The sequence below is a fragment of the Streptomyces sp. NPDC048411 genome (assembly GCF_040704695.1).
GTDB lineage: Bacteria > Actinomycetota > Actinomycetes > Streptomycetales > Streptomycetaceae > Streptomyces.
The window spans coordinates 10,617-33,114 of sequence record NZ_JBEZKL010000063.1 but is presented as its reverse complement, the minus strand read 5'-3'; the positions used below and the strand labels follow the sequence as shown (position 1 = coordinate 33,114).

Annotated in this window: 17 protein-coding genes; 14 read left to right on the top strand and 3 right to left on the bottom strand. The window is 71.6% G+C overall.

What is annotated here, in order from left to right; genetic code table 11:
• Positions 1-2 precede the first annotated feature (2 nt).
• The 5 genes from AB0915_RS22240 to AB0915_RS22220 all read left to right on the top strand — a co-directional run bounded on the left by AB0915_RS22240 (position 3) and on the right by AB0915_RS22220 (position 5,780).
• Positions 3-818: a TlyA family RNA methyltransferase gene (locus AB0915_RS22240; RefSeq protein ID WP_366692727.1), complete on the top strand. Its 816-nt coding sequence runs from the start codon at positions 3-5 to the stop codon at positions 816-818.
• Positions 815-1,720 carry an NAD kinase gene (locus tag AB0915_RS22235; protein WP_327247138.1) on the top strand — a complete coding sequence of 302 codons (906 nt, stop codon included), beginning with the start codon at positions 815-817 and terminating at the stop codon, positions 1,718-1,720. Before AB0915_RS22240 ends, AB0915_RS22235 begins: the two co-directional genes overlap by 4 nt.
• Positions 1,721-1,816: 96 nt before the next feature.
• Complete coding sequence (gene recN / locus AB0915_RS22230) at positions 1,817-3,562, top strand: DNA repair protein RecN (RefSeq protein WP_366692726.1); 1,746 nt, start codon at positions 1,817-1,819, stop codon at positions 3,560-3,562.
• A gap of 144 nt (positions 3,563-3,706) precedes the next feature.
• Entirely contained in the window at positions 3,707-4,486 is a 780-nt protein-coding gene (locus AB0915_RS22225) for a hypothetical protein (RefSeq protein ID WP_366692725.1), read from the top strand.
• A gap of 193 nt (positions 4,487-4,679) precedes the next feature.
• Positions 4,680-5,780 (top strand): glycosyltransferase family 4 protein, encoded by a 1,101-nt coding sequence (locus tag AB0915_RS22220; RefSeq protein WP_366692724.1) that lies wholly within the window; start codon positions 4,680-4,682, stop codon positions 5,778-5,780.
• A 43-nt stretch (positions 5,781-5,823) separates the two neighbouring features.
• Here AB0915_RS22220 and AB0915_RS22215 read toward each other — a convergent pair whose 3' ends face one another.
• From AB0915_RS22215 to AB0915_RS22205, 3 genes are all read right to left on the bottom strand, one after another.
• Positions 5,824-7,467 (bottom strand): PucR family transcriptional regulator, encoded by a 1,644-nt coding sequence (locus tag AB0915_RS22215; protein WP_366692723.1) that lies wholly within the window; start codon positions 7,465-7,467, stop codon positions 5,824-5,826.
• A 95-nt stretch (positions 7,468-7,562) separates the two neighbouring features.
• Positions 7,563-8,981, bottom strand: a complete 1,419-nt coding sequence (locus AB0915_RS22210) for an FAD-binding oxidoreductase (RefSeq protein WP_366692722.1) — start codon at positions 8,979-8,981, stop codon at positions 7,563-7,565.
• Positions 8,982-9,085: 104 nt separating this feature from the next.
• Positions 9,086-10,888, bottom strand: a complete 1,803-nt coding sequence (locus AB0915_RS22205; protein WP_366692736.1) for a glycoside hydrolase family 15 protein — start codon at positions 10,886-10,888, stop codon at positions 9,086-9,088.
• A gap of 406 nt (positions 10,889-11,294) precedes the next feature.
• Between AB0915_RS22205 and AB0915_RS22200 the strand changes: the two genes are divergently transcribed.
• From AB0915_RS22200 to AB0915_RS22160, 9 genes are all read left to right on the top strand, one after another.
• Positions 11,295-12,980 carry a CTP synthase gene (locus tag AB0915_RS22200; protein WP_366692721.1) on the top strand — a complete coding sequence of 562 codons (1,686 nt, stop codon included), beginning with the start codon at positions 11,295-11,297 and terminating at the stop codon, positions 12,978-12,980.
• Between the two features lie 89 nt (positions 12,981-13,069).
• Complete coding sequence (locus tag AB0915_RS22195) at positions 13,070-13,696, top strand: NUDIX hydrolase (protein ID WP_366132890.1); 627 nt, start codon at positions 13,070-13,072, stop codon at positions 13,694-13,696.
• 166 nt (positions 13,697-13,862) lie between these two features.
• A complete protein-coding gene (locus AB0915_RS22190; protein ID WP_366692720.1) occupies positions 13,863-15,926 on the top strand; it encodes a tetratricopeptide repeat protein in 2,064 nt (687 codons plus the stop codon).
• A 143-nt stretch (positions 15,927-16,069) separates the two neighbouring features.
• Positions 16,070-17,185: an alanine dehydrogenase gene (gene ald, locus AB0915_RS22185; protein ID WP_366692735.1), complete on the top strand. Its 1,116-nt coding sequence runs from the start codon at positions 16,070-16,072 to the stop codon at positions 17,183-17,185.
• Between the two features lie 368 nt (positions 17,186-17,553).
• Positions 17,554-18,672, top strand: a complete 1,119-nt coding sequence (locus AB0915_RS22180) for a ParA family protein (protein WP_358858168.1) — start codon at positions 17,554-17,556, stop codon at positions 18,670-18,672.
• A complete protein-coding gene (locus tag AB0915_RS22175) occupies positions 18,669-19,274 on the top strand; it encodes a hypothetical protein (protein ID WP_366692734.1) in 606 nt (201 codons plus the stop codon). Before AB0915_RS22180 ends, AB0915_RS22175 begins: the two co-directional genes overlap by 4 nt.
• Positions 19,275-19,418: 144 nt before the next feature.
• The gene (locus AB0915_RS22170; protein WP_366692719.1) at positions 19,419-20,597 is read left to right on the top strand and encodes a segregation/condensation protein A; all 1,179 of its coding nucleotides are present in this window, start codon (positions 19,419-19,421) and stop codon (positions 20,595-20,597) included.
• Positions 20,594-21,250 carry an SMC-Scp complex subunit ScpB gene (gene scpB / locus AB0915_RS22165; RefSeq protein ID WP_366692718.1) on the top strand — a complete coding sequence of 219 codons (657 nt, stop codon included), beginning with the start codon at positions 20,594-20,596 and terminating at the stop codon, positions 21,248-21,250. Before AB0915_RS22170 ends, scpB begins: the two co-directional genes overlap by 4 nt.
• A complete protein-coding gene (locus AB0915_RS22160) occupies positions 21,250-22,362 on the top strand; it encodes a pseudouridine synthase (RefSeq protein ID WP_366692717.1) in 1,113 nt (370 codons plus the stop codon). Before scpB ends, AB0915_RS22160 begins: the two co-directional genes overlap by 1 nt.
• Positions 22,363-22,498: the final 136 nt, after the last annotated feature.

The window sequence follows — 22,498 nt, the reverse complement described above, 5'->3', positions numbered from 1 at the left end:
ACGTGGCAGGAGTGGCACGTCGCCGCCTCGACGCCGAGCTGGTACGCCGAAAGCTCGCCCGCTCACGCGAGCATGCGAGCCAGCTGATCGCCGCAGGGCGGGTGACCGTCGGCGGCAACACCGCGACCAAACCCGCCACCCAGGTCGAGACCAGCGCCGCAGTCGTCGTCATCAAGGACGACAGCGACCCCGAGTACGTCTCGCGCGGCGGGCACAAGCTCGCGGGCGCCCTCGCCGCCTTCGTACCCCTCGGGCTGAAGGTCGAGGGGCGGCGGGCGCTGGACGCAGGGGCGTCGACCGGTGGATTCACCGACGTACTGCTGCGGGCCGGAGCCGGTCATGTCGTCGCCGTCGACGTGGGCTACGGGCAGCTCGCCTGGTCGCTGCAGTCCGATGAACGCGTCACCGTCAAGGACCGTACCAACGTACGCGAATTGACGCTGGATGCGATCGACGGAGAGGCGGTGGACCTGGTGGTCGGCGATCTGTCGTTCATCCCGCTCGGGCTCGTCCTGCCTGCCCTGGCGCGCTGTGCCGCCCCCGACGCGGACCTGGTCCTGATGGTCAAGCCGCAGTTCGAGGTCGGTAAGGAGCGGCTGGGCAGCGGTGGCGTGGTGCGCAGCCCCGAGCTGCGGGCCGAAGCGGTACGGGAGGTGGCGCGCCGGGCCTGGGCGCTGGGACTCGGAGTGCGCGGAGTGACCGCGAGCCCGCTGCCCGGGCCTTCCGGCAACGTCGAGTATTTTCTCTGGCTGCGGGCCGGAGCGCCCGAGCTGGATCCCGCGGATGTCGACCGTGCAGTGGCGGAGGGGCCTCGTTGACGACGAATGCGGCACGAACTGTCTTTCTTTTGGCACATACCGGCCGGCCGGCCGCGATCCGCAGCGCCGAACTCGTGGTGCAGGGGCTGCTGCGCAGCGGACTCGGGGTACGGGTCCTTGCCGCGGAGGCCGCAGACTTGCCGCTCCCGACGGCCGTGGAGACGGTCGACGACGCCACGCCCGCGGCCGTGGACGGCTGTGAGCTGCTGATCGTCCTCGGCGGGGACGGGACGCTGCTGCGCGGCGCCGAGATCTCCCGGGCCTCCGGGGTGCCGATGCTCGGTGTCAACCTCGGCCGGGTCGGCTTCCTCGCAGAGGCCGAGCGGGACGACCTGGACAAGGTGGTCGACCGGGTCGTCACCCGGGCGTACCGGGTCGAGGAGCGCATGACGATCGATGTCCTCGTGCACAGCAACGGCGACATCGTCCACACCGACTGGGCGATGAACGAAGCGGCCGTGCAGAAGGTGTCGCCCGAGCGGATGCTCGAAGTCGTCCTGGAGATCGACGGGCGCCCGGTCACCGGCTTCGGCTGCGACGGGATCGTCTGTGCGACGCCGACCGGCTCCACCGCGTACGCCTTCTCGGCGGGCGGGCCCGTGGTGTGGCCGGAGGTCGAGGCGCTGCTGATGGTCCCGATCAGCGCCCACGCCCTGTTCGCCAAGCCGCTGGTGACGTCGCCGACCTCGGTGCTCGCCGTCGAGGTCCAGCCGCATACCCCGCACGGGGTGCTGTGGTGCGACGGGCGCAGGACCGTGGAGCTGCCGGCCGGAGCACGGGTCGAGGTGCGGCGCGGGGCCGTGCCCGTACGGCTGGCGCGGCTGCACCAGGCCTCGTTCACGGACCGGCTGGTGGCGAAGTTCGCGCTGCCCGTCTCGGGGTGGCGGGGCGCGCCCCACTGATCGCGTCAGTGCCGCAGATCACGGCCCTCCGGCGCACGGGAGAGTGAATCCGCGGCCGGGGTCCGTCGCACACCGGGGTCCGGACCTCGTAAGGTCGTGTCCGTGTTGGAGGAGATGCGGATACGGTCGCTCGGAGTCATCGACGACGCGGTGGTGGAGCTGTCACCCGGCTTCACCGCGGTGACGGGCGAGACCGGCGCGGGCAAGACCATGGTCGTCACCAGCCTGGGGCTGCTGCTCGGCGGGCGCGCCGACCCCGCCCTGGTGCGGATCGGCGCCAAGGCCGCCGTCGTCGAGGGACGGATCACGGTATCCGCCGGTGACGCGGCCGCGGTACGGGCCGAGGAGGCCGGGGCCGAAATCGACGAGGGTGCGCTGCTGATCAGCCGTACCGTTTCCGCGGAAGGGCGCTCGCGCGCCCATCTCGGCGGACGGTCCGTGCCGGTGGGCGTACTCACCGAACTCGCCGACGAACTCGTCGCCGTGCACGGTCAGACCGACCAGCAGGGGCTGCTCAAGCCCGCGCGGCAGCGGCAGGCCCTGGACCGGTACGCGGGCGACGGCGTCGCCGTGCCGCACGCCAAGTACGCGGCGGCGTACCGGCGGCTGCGGGCCGTCGTCACGGAGCTCGACGAGCTGACCACGCGCGCCCGCGAACGTGCCCAGGAAGCGGATCTGCTGCGCTTCGGACTGGGCGAGATCGCCGGCGTCGAACCGCTGCCCGGCGAGGACACCGATCTCGCCGCCGAGGCCGAACGGCTCGGTCACGCCGAGGCGCTCGCCTCCGCGGCCGCCCTCGCGCACGCCGCGCTCGCGGGCAACCCGGAGGACCAGGAGGCCGTCGACGCGACGACCGTCGTCGCCGCGGCCGGGCGGTCGCTCGACTCCGTCCGCGCCCACGACCCGGCGCTCGCCGCGCTCGCCGACCGGATCGGCGAGATCTCCATCCTGCTCGCCGATGTGGCGGGCGAACTGGCCGGGTATGCCGACCAGCTGGACGCCGACCCGCTGCGGCTCGCCGCGGTGGAGGAGCGGCGCGCCGCGCTCACGGCGCTCACCCGCAAGTACGGCGAGGACATCGCCGCCGTGCTCGCCTGGGCCGAGGAAGGGGCGCGCCGGCTCACCGAGCTCGAGGGCGACGACGACCGGATCGGCGAGCTGACGGCCGAACGGGACGCGCTGAGGGCCGAACTCTCCGGGCTCGGACAGGCGCTGACCGATGCGCGGACGGCGGCGGCGGCACTCTTCGCCGAAGCGGTGACCGAGGAACTGGCCTCCCTCGCCATGCCGCACGCCCGGGTCTCCTTCGACATCCGGCAGACCGACGCGGCGGACGAGGCGTCCGGCATCGACATCGGCGGGCGGAGCGTGCTCTACGGTCCGTCCGGCGCCGACGAGGTGGAACTGCTGCTGGCCCCGCATCCCGGCGCCCAGCCCCGGCCGATCGCCAAGGGCGCGTCGGGCGGTGAGCTGTCCCGGGTGATGCTCGCCGTCGAGGTGGTGTTCGCGGGCTCCGACCCCGTACCCACGTACCTCTTCGACGAGGTCGACGCGGGCGTCGGCGGCAAGGCGGCCGTCGAGGTCGGACGGCGGCTGGCGAAGCTCGCCAAGTCCGCGCAGGTGGTCGTCGTCACGCACCTGCCGCAGGTGGCGGCGTTCGCCGACCGGCAGCTGCTGGTCGAGAAGACGGTCGACGGGGCGGTGACCCGGAGCGGTGTCACGGTCCTGGAGGGCGAGGACCGGGTACGGGAGCTGTCCCGGATGCTTGCGGGGCAGGAGGACTCGGAGACGGCGCGGGCGCATGCGGAGGAGCTGCTGGCCGCGGCGCGGGCGGACGGGTAGGCGGCGCACCGCTGTGCGGGGGAGTTTTTTGCCGTTCGGCGCGGGGACGGGCCGGCTTCGGTGTCTGCGGTGCGGTGCGGCGTGCGCGCGGGCCTCGGCGCCCCTGCGTCCGAGTGTTCGGGGCCGACTCGTAGTCTGGCGGGCATGGGAGCAATGACCAGCAGGGCCGCCGCCGGTGCCGTCGCCGCCGGGGTCGCGGGCGGGGTGTACCGGGCGCTGCGGGGGCGGCCGCGCCCGGGGTGGTTGCGGACCAACTACGCGGGGCGCACCGTCGATCTGTACGCCGGGCCCGCTGTCGCACTCGGTGTCGCCGCCGGAGCCGCCGTGCTCCCGCTGCCGCCCCGCACCCGGACCGCCGCCGCCCTCGCCGTGCTGGTCGCCGGGGGCTGTGGCGCGTACGACGACTTCGCCGGCGCCGAGGATCCGCGCCGCGGCTTCCGCGCCCATCTCACCGCGCTGCGGCACGGCGAGGTGACCAGTGGCGCCGTGAAGCTCTTCGGTATCGGGGCGGCCGGGCTCGCCGCGGGCGCCCTGCTGAAGGAACGGCCCGTCGACCGGGTCCTCGCCGGTGTCGTGATCGCCGGAACCGCTCATCTCGTCAACCTGACGGACCTGCGGCCGGGCGTCGCGACCGCCACCGTGCTCGCCCTCGGGACCCCCGGGCTGGTCAGGGGCGGACTCGCTGCCGCGCCGATGGGGGCCGTGGCCGCCCTCGCCGCCGAGGAGCTGGGGGAACACACCGTGATCGGGGACGCGGGCGCGCATGCCCTGGGCGCGGCCGTCGGCCTCGCGATCGTTGCGGGCAACGGCCGGTGCGGGCTCGCCGCCCATGCGGCGGGGGTCCTGGCCGCGGCGGTCCACGGGGACCGGATCAGCGGGCTCGCCCGGCGCTGTCGGATCGGTGACGTGCTGTCGGGGCGCTGACGCGTCGCCGGGGCACCGGGTCGCCGGCGGGGCAATATCGCACCGTTGTCCTCACCCGTCCGGGTGGTAACGCACGCCCGGTTGTCGCTGCGCACACCGGAACCACGGCTCCGAGGTGCCGGAACGTGCGTACGGACTGGCATCCTTGGCGATGCACATACCGCCGACTCGGTAGCCCCGGGAGCCATTCAACGTGTCACAGCTGCGTACGGTCCAAGTCCTGGGCGGCGGCAGTGCGGGCAGCAGCGCTCACGTCAGGTCGCTGGCCGGGGGGCTGGTGGCGAGAGGCGTGCACGTCACCGTCTGCGCCCCGGCCGAACTGGACCGCGCCTACGACTTCTCCGGTACGGGGGCCCGCTTCGTCCCCGTACCGCGGTGCAGCGACCCCGCCGCCGTCGCCGCCCTGCGGGGCGCCTGCGTGGGGGTGGACGTGGTCCATGCGCACGGGCTGCACGCCGCCGTACGCACCGGTCTTGCGCTCGGCGGGCGGCGCACCCCCCTGGTTCTGACCTGGCACACCCGGGCGTACGCCGAAGGTGCCCGCAGCCGGCTGCTCCACCTCCTGGAGCGAAGGGCCGCCCGGGCGGCGGCCGTTGTGCTCGGTACGTCGTCGGATCTGGTCGACCGGGCGCGGCGGCGGGGCGCGCGCGACGCGAGGCTCGCGCCGGTCGCCATTCCCCTGTCGCGTATTCCCGCCACTGTCCGCGACGATGGCAAGGTGCGGGCCGAACTCGGAGTGGCGGGGCCGTCGTTACTCGTCTCCATCGGCAGTCTCGTACCGCATCACGGGTACGACACGCTGCTCGACGCGGCACGGATGTGGCGTCAGCTCGACCCCGTACCTCTGCTGGTCATCGCCGGGGAGGGCCGGGAGCGGGGTGCGCTCCAGCGGCGGATCCGGGACGAGGAACTGCCCGTCAGGCTGATCGGTAGCCGTGACGACGTCGCCGAGCTTCTCGCCGAAGCCGATCTGGCCCTGCTGCCCAGCCGGTGGGAGGCGCGGTCCTTGGTGGCGCAGGAGGCGCTGCGGATGGGGGTGCCGTTGGTCGCCACAGCGGTGGGCGGGATGCCCGAACTGGTCGGGGACGCGGCGGAACTTGTGCCGTACGGCAACGCGGAAGCCATGGCGCGGGTCGTTGCACGGCTGCTGGGGGACCCGGCGGCTCGGGAGCGGATGGCCGGCGCGGGGCGTGCGCAGGCGGCGAGTTGGCCAACGGAGGACGACACGATCGCGCAAGTCCTCAGTGTGTACGACGAGCTGACTCAGCCGTTGGCGACCGGGCGCGGATGGTGAGGTGACGGCGGGGATGCCGGAGCGTCCCGCGGCCGTCTTGTTCTCAGTCTCCTGATGCGCCCGGTCTGGCGTGGCGGCGGGCTCTCAGGGCCAGGCTCAGAGCCAGGACCGTCTGGGGGTCGTCCAGGTCGGTGCCCAGCAGCTCACCGATGCGGGCCAGACGGTTGTAGAGGGTCTGGCGGTTCAGGTGCAGTTCGCGGGCCGTCTCCGCCTTGCGGCCCGCGTGGGCGAGATACGACTCCAGGGTGGGCAGCAGCGGCGGGCGCGAGGTGCGGTCGTGATCGCGCAGCGGGCCGATCGCCCGTTCCACGAACGCCGCCAGGTCCGGATGGTCCCGCAGCCGCCACAGCAGCAGGTCGATGTCCAGGCGCCGGGCGTCGTACCAGGGCCGGTTGCTGAGCCCCTGCGCGGCCGTCGCCGTCTCCGCCGCGTGCCGCAGCCCCGCCCCGGCCGCCGCCCAGCCGCCGGCGACTCCGACCACCACGACCGGCGGCTGCGCGCCCGCCCGCTCCAGCCCGGCCCGCTCGACGCCGGCCCGCAGCGCCGCCGCGACCCGGTCGGCCACCGCCGTACGCTCCGACTCGGACCGCAGGCCGAGCAGCAGCGGAACCCTGCCCTCCACGGGGCGGACGCCGAGCAGCACCGGCATGCCCACCGATGACAGTTCCTCCAGGACCGCGCGCGCCAGCAGCGCCCAGTTGCCCGACGGGGACAGCTCGGGGGCCAGTCGCATCACCACCGGCAGCAGTGGCGCCTCGCCCGGCTTGAAGCCCAGTACGCGGGCCTGCGCGGGTGCGTCCCCCGGAGCGATCCGGCCCTCCGCGAGGTCCGTCAGGAAGTCGCCGCGGCCGCGCGCGGCGAGTTCCTCCTCCTGGCGGGCCTGCATCAGCACCACGGCGAGGATGCCCGCCGCCCGCTCCGCCGCCATCCGGTGCACCGTCACCAGCGGCCCGGACACCGCGAGGAGCACCAGCCTGGCCCGTACCGAACCGGACCCGGGGCCACCGCCCGGCACATCCACCAGCACCGCACCCGTGGGCGGTGCCTCGCGGGCCGCCCGGCCGCCGCGCATCCCGTCCCACACCTGGAGCGGATCGGCGGAGACCGGACCGGACTCGGTGCCCGCCGCGTACAGCAGCTGGCCGTCCGCCGTCTCCAGGAAGACCGGGTTGGCGGTGAAGTCCGCCAGGATGCCGAGCACCTGCGGGATCCCGCCGCCGCCGAGCAGCGCCTTTGTGCACCGCCGGTGCACGTCCTCGGCCTGCCGCAGCAGCGCGTAATGGCCGTTGACGATCTCGGTGTGGATCTCCTCGGTCACCGTCACGAACGGCACCTCGCGGTGCAGCTGTACGAGCGGCAGACCGGCTGCCCGCGCGGCGTCCACGATCGAGGCGGGCAGTCTGCTGAAGCGCGGCCCGAGCTCCACCACCAGGGCGGCGATCCCTCGGTCGGCGAGCCTGCGCACGAAGGTGCGCTGCTCGGCGGGGCGGGTGCCCAGCCCCAGACCGGTGGTGAGCAGCAGCTCACCGCCCTTGAGGAGGGACGCGATGTTCGGGACCTCGCCCGCGTGCACCCAGCGCACCGTGCGGTTCAGCCGGTCCGCGCCGGCCACCACCTCGGGGAGTCCGCTGCGCAGCCCCGGCAGCTCCAGGGCGCGCTGCACGGTGATTCCGCCTTGGTTCTCCACTGGTTCTGGCCTCGTGCTTCTGTTTGTGTCGGGCGGGCTGTCGTCCTGGTCAGGAAGGTACCGGCCGGGTGCTGCGGAGCCGTCGTCGGGGGAGTTCACCGGGCGGCGGCAGGCTCGACATTGTGGTTGAGGTGGAACACGTTGTCAGGGTCGTACGCGGCCTTGACCGCGGCGAGCCGGGCGTGGTTCTCGGCGCCGAGTCCGGCGACGACCCGGCCCGAGCCCTCGCGCCCGATGAAGTTGAGGTAGACGGCGCCGGTGGACCAGGGGCGCACATCGGCGCGCACCTGACGTACCCACTGGCGACCGCGCTCGTCGTCGGACGGGCTCTCCCAGACGCCGAACGGATGCACGGCCCAGCGGGCGGTGCGCCACGGCAGCGGGTACTCGGCGGGGCCGCGGGCCACCGCGCCGCCCATCGGGAAGAGGGCGTGCTGCGAAGCGGAGGGGACGGGCATGTCGGCGGCGCGGGAGCAGAACAGGTCCACCGCTTCGTCGGGGAAGGTGTCCAGGTACTCGGCGGACCAGTAGTTCCGCATCCCGGGCGGGGCGTCGAGCATGCACTGCAGGTCCGCGTACGGGATGTCGGTGATCACCTCGGACTCGTGGTCGAGGGCGAGCAGCGGTCCGGCCAGTTCCCGGGCCCGGGCCGACGGCCCGGTACAGGTGAGCAGGACGCCGCAGACGAGTGTGCCGACCAGATGCTCCGGTACGAAGTCCTCGGGCGGCCCGGCGATGTAGAGAAGGGCTCCGCCGGCCTCGTCCGGCGCGGAGGCCATCAGGTCCCGGTACGCACGCAGCACTTCGGGACCGGCCTCGGGGCGGTACAGCAGCAGCGCGAAGGACATCTCCGGCAGTTCGTGCAGGTCGACGGTGAGTGAGGTGGCGACGCCGAAGTTGCCGCCGCCGCCGTGCAGCGCCCAGAAAAGTTCAGGGTTCTCGTCGAGGCTCGCGTGGACGGTGCTGCCGTCCGCGGTCACCAGCTCGGCGGCCAGCAGGTTGTCGCAGGCCAGACCGAATCTCCGCTCCAGCCAGCCGGAGCCGCCGCCCAGTGTGAAGCCGCCCACACCGGTGGTGGAGGCCCGGCCACCGGTGGTCGCCAGACCGTACGGCTGGGTGGCCCGGTCCAGATCGCTCATGGTCGCGCCGCCGCCGATGCGTGCGGCCTGGTCGCTCGGGGCGACCGTCACGCTGTTCATGCGGCGGAGGTCGACCACCAGTCCGCCGTCGGTGAGTGACATGCCCGCGACGCTGTGGCCGCCGCCACGGACCGCGATCTCCAGGCCGTGCTCACGGGCGAATCGGACCGACAGCGCCACGTCCGCCTCCGACGCGCACTGCGCGACCACTGCGGGCCGCCGGTCGATCATGCCGTTGAAGATCTTGCGTGCCGCGTCGTATCCGGCGTCCCCGGGTGCGAAGGCCTCGCCGGTGAGGTCGCGGCGGAGACCGTCCACGGCGAGGTCCGTAGTACCGGTGGCGTCACCGGTGCCGGCGGTGCTGCGGGGCGTCATGATGCCCCCTTCCGAGGGCGTGACAGGTCAGTTCCATCGTAGGGCGGTTCCCGGACCGCACCGGCCCGGGAAGACCGCACTGCCACGCATCCGGCGGCCGGCGGTCAGCCGACGTAGGCGCCGCTCGCCGTCAGCCGCAGCGCCGTGTCGATCAGCGGCACATGGCTGAACGCCTGCGGGAAGTTCCCCACCTGCCGCTGCAGCCGCGGATCCCACTCCTCCGCGAGCAGTCCCAGGTCGTTGCGGAGCGAGAGCAGCCGTTCGAAGAGCTGGCGTGCCTCGTCGACCCGTCCGATCATCGCCAGGTCGTCGGCCAGCCAGAACGAGCACGCCAGGAACGCGCCCTCGTCGCCCTCGAGACCGTCGACGCCCGCGTCCTCGCCCCTGGTGGGGTAGCGCAGCACGAAGCCGTCCTCCGTGGACAGCTCGCGCTGGATCGCCTCGATCGTGCCGATGACCCGCTTGTCGTCCGGGGGCAGGAAGCCCATCTGCGGGATCAGCAGCAGCGACGCGTCGAGCTCCCTCGACCCGTAGGACTGGGTGAAGGTGTTGCGTTCCTTGTCGTAGCCGTTCTCGCAGACAGCGCGGTGGATGGTGTCGCGCAGTTCCCGCCACCGTTCCAGAGGTCCCTCGATGTCCCCGGACTCGATCAGCTTGATGGTGCGGTCGACGGCGACCCAGGCCATGACCTTGGAGTGGACGAAGTGACGGCGCGGCCCGCGCACCTCCCAGATGCCCTCGTCCGGTTCGTCCCAGTGGTTCTCCAGGTACGAGATCAGCTTGAGCTGGAGCCCCGTCGCGTAGTCGTTGCGGGTCAGGCCCGTCATGTGGGCGAGGTGCAGCGCCTCGATTACCTCGCCGTACACATCGAGCTGCAGCTGGCCCGCCGCGCCGTTGCCGACTCGGACCGGGCTTGAATTCTCGTAACCGGGCAGCCAGTCCAGCTCGGCCTCGCCCAGCTCGCGCTCGCCCGCGATGCCGTACATGATCTGCAGGTTCTCCGGGTCGCCCGCGACCGCCCGCAGCAGCCACTCGCGCCAGGCGCGGGCCTCCTCGCGGTAGCCGGTGCGCAGCAGCGAGGAGAGGGTGATCGCCGCGTCGCGCAGCCAGGTGTAGCGGTAGTCCCAGTTCCGCGAGCCGCCGATGTCCTCCGGCAGGGAGGTGGTCGGGGCGGCGACGATGCCGCCGGTCGGCGCGTACGTCAGTGCCTTCAGGGTGATCAGGGAGCGGACCACCGCCTCGCGGTAGGGGCCGTGGTACGTGCACTGCTCGACCCACTCGCGCCAGAAGTCCTCCGTCGCCTCCAGCGACCCCTCGGGGTCCGGCAGTCCGGGCGGCTCGTGGTGCGAGGGCTGCCAGCTGATGGTGAAGGCGATCCGGTCTCCCGGTGCGACGGTGAAGTCGGAGTACGTTGTCAGGTTCTCGCCATACGTGTCGGCGGGCGTGTCCAGCCAGACGGAGTCCGGGCCGGCTACCGCGACCGTACGGCCGTCGACCTTGTGCACCCACGGGATGACCCGCCCGTAGCTGAACCGCATGCGCAGCTCGGAGCGCATCGGCACCCGGCCGCTGATCCCTTCCACGATCCGGATCAGTTGCGGCGCGCCGTCACGCGGGGGCATGAAGTCGGTCACGCGGACCGTGCCGCGCGGCGTATCCCACTCCGACTCCAGGATGAGGGAGTCCCCGCGGTAGCGCCGCCGGTCCGCCGCCGGTGGCTCCGTCCCGGTCGCGTACGCGGGGCCCAGGCGCCAGAAGCCGTGCTCCTCGGTACCCAGCAGTCCCGCGAAGATGGCATGCGAGTCGAAGCGGGGCAGGCACAGCCAGTCGGCCGTGCCGTCCCGGCAGACCAGGGCAGCGGTCTGCATGTCTCCGATGAGTGCGTAATCCTCGATGCGCCCGGCCACGTGCATCTCCAGTCGAACGGCCATGTCGCCCCGTGGGGCGCTTACTGCGGGTCAAGAGGTCGTTGCAAGGGGTTGTTGTGGTGAGCCGAGGGCTCCAATGCCTCGCCCGGGGCGAGTGTCCGAGCAGGATACGACGCACGTGCATGATCCGCGCGACGGTCCCGGCAACACGTCTGCGCCGAACGGGTGGGGCGTGAAGGCGGTGCGGTGATTCTGTGCAACGAGTGTGCCGGGTGTGGCCGGAAGCGGGCTCCCCGAGTCGCTGATACCCTGGTAGCCCGTGGACCGGTGGTCGTCAGCAACAGCGGACGAGGCCCCCGAACCGCAGCGACGGCACCTCCGAATCTCCGGATGGCAACGCCGGTACGCACCTCAAGATCCGCGACCACGGGAGCCCCCTTTGGCTATGCAGCCCACATCCACGACGACCAAGCACATCTTCGTCACCGGGGGTGTCGCTTCATCCCTCGGCAAGGGTCTGACTGCCTCCAGCCTGGGTGCCCTGCTCAAGGCGCGGGGCCTTCGGGTCACCATGCAGAAGCTCGACCCCTATCTGAACGTCGACCCGGGCACGATGAACCCGTTCCAGCACGGCGAGGTGTTCGTCACCAACGACGGCGCCGAGACCGACCTGGACATCGGCCACTACGAGCGCTTCCTCGACGTCGACCTCGACGGCTCCGCCAACGTCACGACCGGCCAGGTGTACTCGCAGGTCATCGCCAAGGAGCGGCGCGGCGAGTACCTCGGTGACACCGTGCAGGTCATCCCGCACATCACCAACGAGATCAAGCACCGCATCCGCCGCATGGCCACCGACGACGTCGACGTCGTCATCACCGAGGTCGGCGGCACGGTCGGCGACATCGAGTCGCTGCCGTTCCTGGAGACCGTCCGCCAGGTCCGTCACGAGGTCGGCCGGGACAACGTCTTCGTCGTGCACATCTCCCTGCTGCCGTACATCGGCCCGTCCGGCGAGCTCAAGACCAAGCCCACCCAGCACTCCGTCGCGGCGCTGCGCAACATCGGTATCCAGCCGGACGCCATCGTGCTGCGCGCCGACCGTGACGTACCGACCGCCATCAAGCGCAAGATCTCGCTGATGTGCGACGTCGACGAGGCCGCTGTGGTGGCCTGTGTGGACGCCAAGTCGATCTACGACATTCCGAAGGTGCTGCACACCGAGGGTCTGGACGCGTACGTGGTGCGCAAGCTCGACCTGCCGTTCCGCGATGTCGACTGGACCACCTGGGACGACCTGCTGGACCGCGTCCACAACCCCGACCACGAGGTCACCGTCGCGCTCGTCGGCAAGTACATCGACCTGCCCGACGCGTACCTCTCCGTCACCGAGGCCATCCGGGCCGGCGGCTTCGCGAACAAGGCCCGGGTCAAGGTCAAGTGGGTCGCCTCCGACGACTGCAAGACTCCGGCCGGTGCCGCCAGGCAGCTCTCCGACGTCGACGCCATCTGCGTCCCCGGCGGCTTCGGCGACCGCGGTGTCAACGGCAAGATCGGTGCCATTCAGTACGCCCGTGAGAACAAGGTGCCGCTGCTCGGCCTCTGCCTCGGCCTGCAGTGCATCGTGATCGAGGCGGCGCGCAACCTCGCCGAGATCCCCGACGCCAACTCCACCGAGTTCGACGCCGCCACCTCCCACCCCGTCATCTCGACGATGGAGGAGCAGCTCGCCTACGTCGAGGGCGCGGGTGACCTGGGCGGCACCATGCGGCTCGGCCTGTACCCGGCGAAGCTCGCCGAGGGCTCGCTGGTCCGTGAGGCGTACGGCGACCAGCCGTACGTGGAGGAGCGTCACCGCCACCGCTACGAGGTCAACAACGCCTACCGCGCCGAGCTGGAGAAGAAGGCCGGTCTGGTCTTCTCCGGCACCTCGCCGGACAACAAGCTCGTCGAGTACGTCGAGTACCCGCGCGAGATCCACCCCTACCTGGTCGCCACCCAGGCGCACCCGGAGCTCCGTTCCCGCCCGACCCGCCCGCACCCGCTCTTCGCGGGCCTGGTGAAGGCGGCCGTCGAGCGCAGGACGGGCGCCCGGGCAGACAGCAAGCAGGGCGCCACGTCGGGCAAGTAGTCCGGCGGCAGGCAGGCGTTACCGTTGACCGGGGTACGGATCGATCGAGGGTCCGTACCCCGGTTTCTGTTTTTTGTGGGAGGACGTAGATGGTTATCCAGGACACGCCCGAGGAGTGGCAGGTCACTGCGACCGGGACCCCCTTCACGGGCAACAAGACCAGCGTCCGCACCGATGACGTGGTGATGCCCGACGGCTCGGTCGTCCGCCGCGACTACCAGGTCCACCCCGGATCGGTTGCCGTGCTCGCACTCGACGACGCGGGCCGGGTCCTCGTACTGCGGCAGTACCGGCATCCCGTGCGCCACAAGCTCTGGGAGATCCCCGCCGGACTGCTCGACGTCCCCGGTGAGAATCCGCTGCACGCGGCGCAGCGCGAGCTCTACGAGGAGGCGTACGCCAAGGCCGAGGACTGGCGGGTGCTGACCGACGTCTACACCACGCCCGGCGGCTGCGACGAAGCCGTACGGATCTTCCTCGCCCGGAACCTCTCCGAGGCGGACGGTGAGCGCTTCGCGGTCTCCGAGGAGGAGGCCGACATGGAGCTGGCACGGGTGGAGCTGCAGGAGCTCGTACGGGGGGTGCTCGCCGGGGAGCTGCACAACAACTGCCTCGTGGTGGGTGTCCTCTCGCTCGCGGCGGTGCTCGCCGGTGACGGGATCGATTCGTTGCGGCCGGCCGAGGCGCCGTGGCCGGCCCGGCCGTTCGAGGTGTGACGGTCCGTCGGGAGGCAGATAAGTCTTCCGATCGGACGAACTGTCGATCCGATCGGGGGGTGCCCCGCCGTGCTCCACTCTGAGGGCGCATACGCCTGAACTACGCTCGGAATGCCCTGTCCGGAGTCCCGGCGGGCAACGCGTGCAGCGAAGTGGAGCGTGGCCCGTGACGGATCAGGCGGTGGACACCAGCGGCCCGACGACGGCAGCGGGTACCGAGGAGCTGTCAGGCGCCGCACCACCCCGATTCTTCGGCCGCGAACGCGAGTTGAAGGCGCTGCGGAACGATATCGAACGGGCCGGGCTGGACACCCTGGCCGGCCGCAAGACCGCCCGTGCCCGGGTCCTGCTGATCGCCGGACGCCCCGGCTCCGGACGCACCGCACTCGCCGAAGAACTCGCCCGCGGGCTCATGGACTCCGGCGACTACCCCGACGGGCTGTTCCGGGTCCGGCTCACCGAACCCGGCGGCGCCCCCGTCCCCACCGAGCGCACCGCACGCGAGCTCCTCGACCAACTGGGCGTCACCGGCCCGCCCGGCGCGGACGGTGACGAACTGTCCGAGATGGTCCGCGAGGCCCTCGCTGAACGGAGCGCCCTGCTGCTGCTCGACGAGGCGGCCGACGCCGAGCAGGTCGACCCGCTGCTTCCGGACAACCCGGACTGCCTCGTCGTCGCCACCGCGCAGGGCCCGCTGACCGGCATTCCCGGCGTCCGGCCCTGCACGCTCGGCGGTCTCGACGCGAGCTCCGCCGTCCAGCTGCTGGCCCGCACCATCGGCCAGGTCAGGATCACCGTCGACCCGCGGACCGCCGAGACCCTCGCCGAGGTGTGCGGCGGGCAGCCGGCCGCCCTGGTCATGGTCGGCGGCTGGCTCGCCGCCCATCCGATGGCATCGGTCGCCGACGTCACCAAGCAGCTGCACGAGCTGCCGGACGACGACGAGCAGTCCACCGTTGCCCGCCCGCTGGTGCGTGCCTTCCGGCTGGTCCACGAGTCCCTGCCGCCGACCGCCGCCCGGATACTGCGCCTGCTCGCGCTCGCCCCGGCCGGACTCGCCGACGCCCACACCGCCTCCGCGCTGGCCGGCTGCTCGGTCTCGGCCGCCCAGTCGACCCTCGACGACTTCGTCCTGCTGGGCCTGCTGCGGACCAATGGCGCGGAGCTGTGCCAGTTCGAGGTGCCCGGCTGCCTCGTCCCGTTGCTGCGCGCCCTGCTGGCGGACCGGGACCGGCCGGCCGAGATCCAGCTGGCCCGGGCCCGGATGCTGGAGCGGACCGTACGGCAGCTGCAGTCCTGCCGGGCGGTCACCGAGCCGGAGGGCTCCCCGGCCGGCAAGAAGCTCGCCGGGCTGCCGCGCTCACTGCGCTTCCCGCATCCCGAAGCGGCCGCCGCCTGGCTGCGGATCCGCCGGCCCGCTCTGCTCGCCTCCGCCCGGATCGCCGTCGAGGACGGTGAACTCGACACCCTGGCGCGGCGGTTGGTGGCCGCGCTGGTGCGGGCGCTGGCCGTGCACCAGGGCACCGAGGCCGCCGCACCCGATCTGTACGGGCTGCACGGACTGGTCCTGGCCGTCGCCGAGCGGCGCGAGCTGCACCGTGAGCAGGCTGCCGCGCTGCTCAATCTCGCCGATCTGGATGCCAGGACCGGGCGTACGAAAGAGGCGCTGACCCGATACCGGGCCGCGCTGGACGCCGGGCGGGCGGCGAAGGACCCGTACGCGACCGGCAGGGCGATGGAATCCGTAGGCGGCGCCTACGCCGAGCTGGGGGACTTCCACCGCGCCTCCGACTGGTTCGGCCGAGCGCTCGCGCAGCGGCTCACCCAGGGCGAGCGTGCCGACGAGGCGCGGTTGTACGGGCGGCTCGGCGCCGTCCACACCTATGCCGGGCGGTACGGCGAGGCGCTGCGGAACTGGCGGGCCGCGGCGGCCGGGTACCGCAGGCTCGGCGACCTGCCCGCCCAGGCGCGGGCGCTCAGTGAGGCCGCGCGGGTGCAGGAGTACGCGGGGCGGCCGCAGGAGTCGCTGCAGACCTGCCAGGAGGCCGTGGAGTGGGCGCGGCAGGCCAAGGACGTACGCCTGCAGGCGGCGCTGGAGCTCCGGCTGGCCGACACCCTCGAACGGCTCGGAGACCCCGCTGCGGCCCGGCTGCACCGTGGTATGGGGGACAGGCTCCTGGGCGAGAAGGGCTCTACCTACGAAATCCGCAGTGCGTCGGCGGAAAATTAATGCTTTATAAGGCTAGACAGCAGGAAGCCCTTCATTAGACTGGTCTTACCGCGAACCTCCGTGGTGTATCCATTTACACTAAGTGTGTCCGGGTATGTACCGCCATGCCCGAGTAACCCTCTGAGTCAAGGACCGTGATCGACGTGAAGGTCGGCATCCCCCGCGAAGTCAAGAACAACGAGTTCCGCGTGGCCATCACGCCCGCCGGTGTGCATGAGCTCGTCCGCAACGGCCACCAGGTCGTCGTCGAGCAGAACGCCGGCGTCGGGTCCTCGATCACGGACGAGGAGTACGCCGCCGCCGGTGCGCAGATCCTGCCCACCGCCGACGAGGTCTGGGCCACGGCCGACCTGCTGCTGAAGGTCAAGGAGCCGGTCGCCGAGGAGTACCACCGCCTCCGCAAGGACCAGACGCTCTTCACGTACCTGCACCTCGCCGCCTCCCGCGAGTGCACGGACGCCCTGCTGGAGTCCGGCACCACCGCCATCGCGTACGAGACCGTCGAGACCGCGAACCGCGCACTCCCGCTGCTCGCGCCGATGTCCGAGGTCGCGGGCCGCCTGGCTCCCCAGGTCGGCGCGTACCACCTGATGCGCTCGGTCGGCGGCCGTGGTGTGCTGCCGGGCGGTGTCCCGGGCACGGCCCCCGGTGAGGCGGTCGTCATCGGCGGCGGTGTCTCCGGCTGGAACGCCACGCAGATCGCCGTCGGGCTCGGCTTCCACGTCACGCTGCTCGACAAGGACATCAACAAGCTGCGCGAGGCCGACAAGGTCTTCGGCACCAAGGTCAAGACCGTCGTCTCCAACGCCTTCGAGCTGGAGAAGGCCGTCGTCGAGGCCGACCTCGTCATCGGCGCCGTGCTGATCCCCGGCGCGAAGGCCCCGAAGCTGGTCACCAACGAGCTCGTCGCCAAGATGAAGCCCGGAAGTGTACTTGTCGACATTGCAATCGATCAGGGTGGTTGCTTCGAGGACTCGCACCCGACGACGCACGCCGACCCGACCTTCACGGTCCACAACTCGGTCTTCTACTGCGTCGCCAACATGCCTGGCGCGGTGCCGAACACCTCCACGTACGCGCTCACCAACGCGACGCTGCCGTACATCCTGGAGCTCGCGAACCGCGGCTGGGTCGAGGCGCTGCGCCGCGACGCCGCGCTCGCAAAGGGCCTCAACACCCATGAGGGCCAGGTCGTTTACCGCGAGGTGGCGGAGGCGCACGGCCTGGAGCACGTCGAGCTGAGCACCCTTCTCGGCTGACGAGTCAACGCATTCCGTCAACCCCGCACGTCCGGCCGGACCTTGCCGAGCAAGGTCCGGCCGGACGTGTGTCGGCCCCCGTGAGGCCTTCGCGCAACTCGCGCCGAATGTAACCCTTTGACCGTTTCATGCAGTTGTGAAATGTGCGCCGGAATGACTGCACACCCTTGACAGGAGGGTGTTCGATTGCCGACACAACGGGCCGGGTCCGGCGGATTGTGTTGCTGCGAACCGGTGACACGCCATAGAGTCGCCAATCGTCGGCATGGTGTCACGCTGACCTATCGATAAGTTTCCTGGTCACGTCCAAGGAGGTAAGACGACTTGTGAATGAGTCGACATTTACTCCCGGGGGTGTTCAACCAGGGATGCCTGCACGGGGCCAGAGCCCGAACGGGCTGGAGGCTGTCGGCTCCGTCGCTGTCCGCACCTTCGCCACCCACCAGCACATGACGACAGCCCCCCAGATGATGGACGGCCTAAACGTGAACGCCATGGCCGGCAACGAGAGTGGCCGAGAGACCGCCCACTTCGCCGACTTCGACGAGGTGCCCCAGGGGCACTTCTACGACCCCGACGCCGAGTACGAGCCCGATCCGGAGTACGCGGCCACCCTCGCGCCCGACGCTGCCCGCCAGCGCCGCGAGCGGATCGGCCCGACCGGCCGGCCCCTGCCCTACTTCCCGATCCCGGGTCCGCTGACCGACCACGGTCCCGCGAAGATCATCGCGATGTGCAACCAGAAGGGCGGCGTCGGCAAGACCACGTCGACCATCAACCTGGGTGCCGCACTCGCGGAGTACGGACGCCGCGTCCTGCTCGTCGACTTCGACCCGCAGGGCGCCCTGTCCGTCGGTCTCGGCGTCAACCCGATGGAGCTCGACCTCACGGTCTACAACCTGCTCATGGAGCGGGGCATGTCGGCCGACGAGGTCCTCCTGAAGACCGCCGTGCCCAACATGGACCTGCTCCCGAGCAACATCGACCTGTCGGCTGCCGAAGTGCAGCTGGTCAGCGAGGTGGCCCGGGAGTCCACGCTGCAGCGCGCCCTGAAGCCGCTGATGGCCGACTACGACTACATCGTGATCGACTGCCAGCCCTCGCTGGGCCTGCTCACGGTGAACGCCCTGACGGCCGCTCACAAGGTGATAGTGCCGCTCGAGTGCGAGTTCTTCGCTCTGCGCGGCGTGGCACTGCTCACCGAGACCATCGAGAAGGTCCAGGAGCGGCTCAACCCGGAGCTGGAGCTCGACGGCATCCTTGCGACCATGTACGACTCCCGTACGGTGCACAGCCGCGAGGTGCTCGCGCGGGTCGTCGAGGCCTTCGACGAGCACGTCTACCACACGGTGATCGGGCGCACGGTGCGTTTCCCGGAGACCACGGTCGCCGGTGAGCCCATCACCACGTACGCCTCCAACTCGGTCGGTGCCGCCGCCTATCGCCAGCTCGCCAGGGAGGTGCTCGCCCGGTGTCACGCCGAGTGAGTCTGCCCGGGGCCGACGAACTGTTCCGTACCACCGGGGGGATGGGGCTGCAGTCCTCGTCCCCCGCGGACCGGCGGCGCAAGGCGAACGGCGAGGCGCGGGTACCGGCTCCGGCCGGTGAGAACGAGACTGCGGCGGACAGCTCCGGAGCGACCGGGGGAGCGGCCGAGGCCGGCGCCGTACACCCCCAGGAGGAGCACGCGCCGGCGGACGCCGACGCGGGGGATTCCCACAGCCGCGGCGACGACAGCGACCGGGTGGCCGTGGCCGCGCAGGCCGCCCGCCGCCCCTCGGCCTCCTCCCCTTCCGCCGCCGCGCAGCAGGAGGCCGTTCCGGCCGTCCAGCAGCAGCGCAGGCGCGGAGGCGGGCGCGGAGCGAACCGGCGGCCCAGCGGCCGGGAACGCCACGACGAGAAGATCACCGTCTATGTCTCCGCCGAGGAACTGATGGACCTCGAGCACGCGCGGCTCGTGCTGCGCGGCGAGCACGGGCTCGCCGTCGACCGCGGGCGGATCGTCCGTGAGGCGGTCGCGGTGGTCCTCGCGGACCTGGAGGCGCGGGGCGACGCGAGCATCCTCGTACGGCGGCTGCGCGGCCGCTGACCGGCGGGGCGCCGGTAGCCTGCCCGGAGAGCCGCGCTGCTCAGCGGGCGGACCGTACCGTAGCGGCCACCGCCGGCCGGCAGTCCGGCCCGTCCTGAACGGGCTGTCGCCCGCCGCCCGTATCCCGCCGCACCCTGGACCTCCATGCCAACGAACGACGAGCCCGCCCGTACGCCCCGGCGCCCCCTGGGGCGTGGTCCGGGGGGCCGGCCCGCGCCGGGTGCGGACGAGCCGTCGGTGACCGGGTGGCCGGGGGAGCCAGGCGCCCCGGCCATGCCGCCCGCCACCCTTCTCCCCGTCACCGGGACCACGGAGTCCTCTGCGGTCACATATGGCGACGTGACGTCGGCGCACGGCGACCGGGCGGCCGCGGCGGACGGGCACGGCACCGCGTCCGCGGACGCCGACGGCCCCGCTGCCGCCAGAGAGCCTGCGGCGCTCGCAGAGCCCGCGGAGCCCTCGGAGTCCGCAGAGCCTGCGGAGCTGGAGCTGCCGGGTCCCGCTGGGCCCGCTGAACCCGCGGGCGACGGGCGGTTCACCGTTCGGCTCGCCAACTTCGAGGGACCGTTCGACCTTCTTCTGCAGCTCATCTCCAAGCACAAGCTCGATGTGACCGAAGTCGCTCTCTCCAAGGTCACGGATGAGTTCATGGCCCACATCCGGGCCATGGGGCCGGACTGGGATCTCGACCAGACCACCGAGTTCCTCGTCGTCGCCGCGACCCTGCTCGATCTCAAGGCGGCCCGCCTGCTGCCCGCCGCCGAGGTCGAGGACGAGGCGGATCTCGCGCTGCTCGAAGCGCGCGACCTGCTCTTCGCGCGGCTCCTGCAGTACCGCGCGTACAAACGCATCGCGGAGATCTTCAGCGCCCGGCTCGAGTCGGAGGGACGGCGTTTTCCACGGACCGTCGGTCTGGAGGCGCACCATGCCGACCTGCTGCCCGAGGTGGTCATCAGCATCGGCGCCGAGGGATTCGCCAGGCTCGCCGTGAAGGCGATGCAGCCCAAGCCCAAGCCGCAGGTGTACGTCGATCACATCCACGCCCCGCTGGTCAGCGTGCGGGAGCAGGCCGAGATCGTGGTGGCGAGGCTGCGGGAGGCGGGGGAGATCAGTTTCCGGCAGCTCACCGAGGACGCCGCGGACACCCTCACCGTCGTCGCCCGGTTCCTCGCGCTGCTGGAGCTGTACCGGGAGAAGGCCGTCACCCTCGACCAGGAGGAGGCGCTCGGCGAGCTCATGGTGCGCTGGTCCGGGGGAGCGGATGCCTCACCGAGGGTGACGGACGAGTTCGACAAGGACGTCCAGGAGGGCGCAGAGGCATGACTGAGAGCAGCGAGCAGGACAGCGTCGGCGCCACTGTCGCGGATCTTGAACTCAAGCCCGCCCTGGAGGCGGTCCTGATGGTCGTCGACGAGCCCGCCACCGAGGAACACCTGGCCAAGGTGTTGGAGCGGCCCCGGCGGGCCGTTGCCGATGCGCTGCGGGAGCTGGCCGACGAGTACACCGTGCAGCGCCGCGGTTTCGATCTCCGGCTGGTCGCGGGCGGCTGGCGCTTCTACACGCGCCCGGAGTACGCGGAGGCCGTCGAGGGCTTCGTGCTGGACGGCCAGCAGTCCCGGCTCACCCAGGCCGCTCTGGAGACCCTGGCAGTGGTCGCGTACCGGCAGCCGGTCAGCCGCTCACGCGTCTCCGCGGTGCGCGGTGTGAACTGTGACGGCGTGATGCGGACCCTCCTGCAGAGGGGCCTGGTGGAGGACGCGGGCGCGGAACCCGAAACAGGTGCGATCCTGTACAGGACGACGAACTACTTTCTGGAGCGGATGGGCCTGCGCGGCCTGGATGAGCTCCCGGAGCTCGCGCCCTTCCTCCCCGAGGCGGACGCGATCGAGGCTGAGACGCTAGAGGGTGTGCCGTCGTTCGATCCGGACGCACCGGACACCCCGGATACTCACGCAGACGACAAGACGGAATTTTGATGCGAAGCAGTGGCAGGAACAGCGGCAGCGGCAAGAGCGGCGGCAACCGGAACCCCCGGGGTGGCGGCGCCGGGCGTGACGACAGGCAGGACCAGCGTCCCCGCCGGCCCCGGCCCGAGGAGCGCCGCTACGACGTGGGCGGCACGACCGGTGCCGGCGAGAAGAGCGGCGACGGCCCCCGCAAGGGCCGCGGCTCCGCGGCGCGCGGTGGCGCCAAGGGCGGGCCGAAGACCGCGCAGGGCGGCGGCAGGAGCGGCGGCCCGCGGCGTGGACCGCAGGGCGCCCCGTCCCGTCCGCGCGAGCTCGACGCCAAGATCGAGCAGCGCAACCGGGACAGGTACGCGAACAAGCCCGACACCAGGACGCCCAAGACATTCCCGGGCGCCGAGCAGGAGGGTGAGCGCCTGCAGAAGGTCCTTGCCCGCGCGGGCATGGGCTCGCGCCGCGCGTGCGAGGAGCTGATCGAGCAGTCCCGTGTCGAGGTCAACGGACAGATCGTCGTCGAGCAGGGCATGCGCGTCGATGTGCACAAGGACGAGATCAAGGTCGACGGTCTGACCGTCGCCGCCCAGTCGTATCTCTTCTTCGCGCTGAACAAGCCCGCCGGTGTCGTCTCCTCGATGGAGGACCCGGACGGCCGCCAGTGCCTCGGCGACTACGTCACCAACCGTGAGACGCGTCTCTTCCACGTCGGCCGGCTGGACACCGAGACCGAGGGCATCATCCTGCTCACCAACCACGGCGAGCTGGCCCACCGTCTCACCCACCCCAAGTACGGCGTGAAGAAGACCTACCTGGCCGCCATCCAGGGGCCCCTCCCGCGTGAGCTGGGCAAGCGCCTCAAGGACGGCATCCAGCTGGAGGACGGGTACGCCCGCGCCGACCACTTCCGGGTCGTCGAGAACACCGGCAAGAACTACCTGGTCGAGGTGACCCTCCACGAGGGCCGCAAGCACATCGTCCGCCGCATGCTGGCCGAGGCGGGCTTCCCGGTCGAGCGGCTCGTACGGACGTCCTTCGGGCCGATCCCGCTGGGCGACCAGAAGTCCGGCTGGCTCCGCCGCCTCACCAACACCGAGGTGGGCATGCTGATGCGGGAGGTCGGTCTCTAGGGACCCCTCCCGGCAGGCTTTGCCCTGTCGCTCCGTCCGCTCTCCCGCCCGCGGCCGGTTCCTGGCTTCGATTTTCGAACAGGAATCGGTCGCGGGTCTTTTGCTGCCGTCATTGCGTCTTTATAGTCAGTGTGAC